Annotated in this window: 3 protein-coding genes and 1 pseudogene; 1 reads left to right on the top strand and 3 read right to left on the bottom strand. The window is 66.3% G+C overall.

Annotated features, from left to right (window positions below):
- Nucleotides 1–179: 179 nt before the first annotated feature.
- Entirely contained in the window at nucleotides 180–1,187 is a 1,008-nt protein-coding gene (locus D3272_RS26870) for an IS481 family transposase (RefSeq protein WP_165361559.1), read from the bottom strand.
- Nucleotides 1,150–1,899 carry an EAL domain-containing protein gene (locus tag D3272_RS26865; RefSeq protein ID WP_129222302.1) on the bottom strand — a complete coding sequence of 250 codons (750 nt, stop codon included), beginning with the start codon at nucleotides 1,897–1,899 and terminating at the stop codon, nucleotides 1,150–1,152. The genes D3272_RS26870 and D3272_RS26865 overlap by 38 nt, the downstream gene beginning before the upstream one ends.
- Between D3272_RS26865 and D3272_RS26860 the strand changes: the two genes are divergently transcribed.
- On the top strand, nucleotides 1,834–3,492 hold the full coding sequence (locus tag D3272_RS26860; protein WP_129222301.1) for an ISL3 family transposase: 1,659 nt from the start codon (nucleotides 1,834–1,836) through the stop codon (nucleotides 3,490–3,492). The genes D3272_RS26865 and D3272_RS26860 overlap by 66 nt on opposite strands.
- Before the next feature lie 55 nt (nucleotides 3,493–3,547).
- Here the strand turns inward: D3272_RS26860 and D3272_RS26855 are convergent.
- Nucleotides 3,548–3,778, bottom strand: a pseudogene (locus D3272_RS26855) (IS630 family transposase); the annotation flags it as partial.
- Nucleotides 3,779–3,852: the final 74 nt, after the last annotated feature.

The raw sequence follows: 3,852 nt of genomic DNA, 5'->3' as shown, positions 1-3,852 counted from the left end.
GGCATTCTTGTGGATGTTCATCCGGTCCCTCCCTTGGGGCTGAAGCGTCGCAACCTCAGCTTCCTCGGTTCGGATCGGATGGACAACCTATGGAAAGCTCACAGCTAGAGCGGCTGCCTTTCGAGCAGAGTCGGCTGAGGTAGCGGGCAGACTGCCGTTGTGACTCCATGGTGTCCTGATCACGGAGTGTTCGGTGCCAGCATGTGGTGTGACGGATCCAGCCTGAAACGCTGCGGCTGTTTTGTCCAGGCCTGAACGATGAACTCATAGGGCGTGAGGCCGCGCAGCGTCTTGAGCCGGCGACCGTAGTTATAGGCATCGATGAACAGCTGCAGGTGCTGCCTGAGCTCGTCGTGGCTGGCGTAATGATAGCGCCTGACCGTCGCGTCCTTGATGATGCGGTTCATGCGCTCGACTTGGCCGTTGGTCCACGGACAGCGCGGTTTGGTCAGTCGGTGCTCGATTTTGAGCTGATGGCAGGCCCAGTCGAACGAGTGCCAGCGGTAGATCCGTGGCTCGTCCCGCTCGGCCCAATAAGCCGCCGCTTGGGCCTCGACGTCCTCGCTCACCGGTCGGGTGTCCGTGAACTGGATGCCGTTGTCGGTCAGGACCGTGTGGATCGTGTAAGGAACGGCCGCAGCAAGGTCGTGCAGAAAGGCTGCCGCGACTCGCTGCGTCGCCTTCTCGTGCAGTTGATCGAAGGCGAACTTGCTCGTGCGGTCGACGGCTACGAACAGGTGGAGCTTGCCGTGTTCGGTGCTGACTTGCGCGATATCGACGTGGAAGTAGCCGATCGGATAGGCTTTGAAGCGCGAACGCTTGGGCTGATCACCGTCGATGTCGGGCAGTCGGCTGATGCCGTGACGCTGCAGACAGCGGTGCAGGCTCGATCGGGTCAGGTGCGGGATGGTGGGCTGGAGCGCATACAGGCAGTCGTCGAGCGGCAGCAGGGTGTGGCGCCGGAAGGCCACGACCATGGCTTCATCCTCGGCACTCAGGACAGTGGAACGGGGCTCCTTGGGACCCATCGGGGCATCCGTGCTGGCCTGACGCGACCGCCATTTCTGCACCGTGGTCGGGCTGACACTGTAGCGCTTGGCAGCCGCCCTCACGCTCTCTTGACGAGCTTGGATTGCCCGACGGACACCCTCAGTCGTCGTGGCGCAGCCGTGGAGAACCTGTCCCATAGCGTGTCCCTCCATGCCGGGTCGGTTGTACCATCACACAGCGGGACTGAACATTCAATTGGGCGTGGTTCACCATTGGCAGGTCGATCACTGTAGGACGCTCGTCCGCCAGCAGGCGGGCGACATCGGCGACTGGAACCGCGCGACTGAAAAGGTAGCCTTGGCCGAACGTGCAACCACGCAGGGCGAGGGCCCGCATCGTCTCGACATCCTCGATGCCTTCGGCGACGGCCGGCATATCGAGGCTTTTCGCGAGCCCGAGAACGGCCTCGACGATCTTTTGGCTCTCGGGATTGCCCTGCATCGACTGAACGAAGGATCGATCGATCTTGAGCTTGTCGAACTTCATCTCGCGGAGATGGTACAGGCTCGAGTAGCCCGTCCCGAAGTCGTCCAGCGCGACCTTGATGCCCGCGGCCTGAAGCGCCGCCAAGGTCTGCTTGGCCGCCGCGATATCGCCGACCAGGGCCGACTCCGTCACCTCCACCTCGAGACGGCTGGGCTGAAAGACCTCGGCCATGAGGATCTCAAGAATTTGCGTGGGTGGGATTACCCCGATTTCGTGGCTCTTCCTCACTTTGCGTGGATGGCGGCCGATTGACTCGGGTCGGTGCCGGCTCAGGCTGAGCTTCCCAACGTGGGAGGCATGCCCATCCCCTTTGCCATCCCCCAGTGCCGCATCGGCAGCTGCGTCGAGCAGCACTCCCACCATCTCACGGTCGAGGTCCGTCTGGACGACGAGGTCGGTCGGTGTCCCGCGTGCGGCCAGACGAGCCGAGCCGTCCACAGCCGCTACCATCGTCACCCGGCCGATCTGCCAATCTCCACCTCACGAACGACGCTGAACATCGAGGTCCGACGCTTTTACTGCTCCAACCCGTGCTGCTCCCGGCGCACCTTCGCCGAGCAGGCGTCCGATCTCGTCGCGCCGCGGGCCCGGCGGACACGTCGGCTGGCCGAAACGCAAGGGCGGGTCGGCATCGTCTGCGGCGGCGCTCCCGGGGCGAGGCTCCTGACGCACCTGCGCATGCCTGCGAGCCGGGTCACGGTGCTGCGCCTGGTCAGGGCCATGCCGATGCCGGACGCGCCGGCACCCACGCACGTCGGCGTCGACGACTGGGCGATGAGGAAGGGCTGCAGCTACGGCACCATCGTGGTGGACCTGGATCGGCATCGCGTCATCGACCTCCTCCCGGACCGCACCGCTGCGACGCTGGCCGGCTGGCTCTTGCAGCGACCGGACATCGAAGTCGTGGCCCGGGACCGCTCGACCGAGTACGCCCGTGGCGCCAGCCTCGGTGCTCCCCGGGCCGTACAGGTCGACGACCGTTGGCACCTGCTCGCCAACATGCGCCAGGCCGTCGAACGTTGGCTGCATGGCGTTCGTGTGGGGCTCCGTTGTCTGCCGCCTGTCCCCGGACCGACAACTCTTGCTTCCGGGCGAGATCGCGCCTTTCCACGTACGGCATCGGAGCGCGAAGCAGGCGCAGAAAGCCGGGAGCGGTGGAGGGCCGCCTACGACGAGGTGCGGCGTCGGCACGCCGATGGGCAGACGCTGCTCGGCATCGCCCACGCCATGGGCTTGGCCCGTGCCACCGTGCGCAAATACGCTGTCGTCGACACCTTCCCGGCCCGGCTGCCCCACGGCCCGGGCCCGAGCCTGCTCGACCCGCACGTGGACTATCTCCTGGGCCGGATCGGCGAAGGCTGTGAGAACGCCATGGCGCTCTGGCGCGAGATCCGGGAGCGCGGCTACCCAGGCACGAGCCGGCAGGTGCACCGCTTCGTCGCCGAGCGGCGGACGAAGCCGACCCCGTCAGGCCGCAAGGCTCGAGGCGAGACCATGCCGGTGCCGGAGACGCCGGCCGCTGAGCCGTCGCTGCCGAGCGCTCGGCAACTCGCGTGGCTGCTCGTCCAGCCGACCTCGGCCCTGGACGCGATCGCGGCCGCCGTGGTGGCTCGTGTCGAGCAGGACGCGACGGCCAGCGCCGTCGCCGCTCTGGCGCGCCGCTTCACGGCGCTTGTGCGCGCGTCAGGCGTGGGTAGGACGGCGACTCCGGGCCGCAATGCCGCAGCGGATTTCGACGCCTGGATCACGACGGCGAAGGTCTGCAGCGCCCCGGCGATCGCGACCTTCGCCTCGGGATTGGACGGCGACGTCGCCGCGGTCCGGTCCGCCCTGACCGAGCCCTGGAGCAGCGGGCAAGCCGAAGGCCAGATCAATCGGCTGAAACTCATCAAGCGCCAGAGCTACGGCCGAGCGGGCCTCGATCTGCTCCAGCGACGAATGGTTCTGGCCGCATGATCCACGCAAAGTGAGGAAGAGCCATCGAAACGGGGCAACCTCAATCCCAATCCCAGGTGCCCTCCAGCGTTTTCAGTGCCGCGAACAGCGTGGTGGTGCCGTTGCGGACATAGTCGTGCGTGTGGGTCGCACACTTGCCGGGCTTGAGCGGCAGCCCCGGCTGCGTGCGGTCGAGCGCCTGGATCTGAGACTTTTCGTCGACCGACAGCACGATCGTGTGGCGTGGGGGCGCTATGTAGAGCCCCACCACGTCTTCGAGCTTGGCGGCGAAGTGCGGGTCGGTTGTCAAACGACATCAGGAACCCATCCGGTGGCGCCACGAGAAACCCATCCACCCCCTGCTATTCTGACGCCCCGGCC

Source organism: Lichenibacterium ramalinae (assembly GCF_004137085.1).
Lineage (GTDB): Bacteria > Pseudomonadota > Alphaproteobacteria > Rhizobiales > Beijerinckiaceae > Lichenihabitans > Lichenihabitans ramalinae.
The sequence above is the reverse complement of the archived record's forward strand: the minus strand, read 5'-3'. Positions and strand labels throughout refer to the sequence as shown.

Coding starts and splice junctions, on each gene's coding strand:
- D3272_RS26870 (WP_165361559.1), bottom strand. CDS start 1,187: ATGGGACAGGTTCTCCACGGCTGCGCCACGACGACTGAGGGTGTCCGT.
- D3272_RS26860 (WP_129222301.1), top strand. CDS start 1,834: ATGCCCATCCCCTTTGCCATCCCCCAGTGCCGCATCGGCAGCTGCGTC.
- D3272_RS26865 (WP_129222302.1), bottom strand. CDS start 1,899: ATGGTGGGAGTGCTGCTCGACGCAGCTGCCGATGCGGCACTGGGGGAT.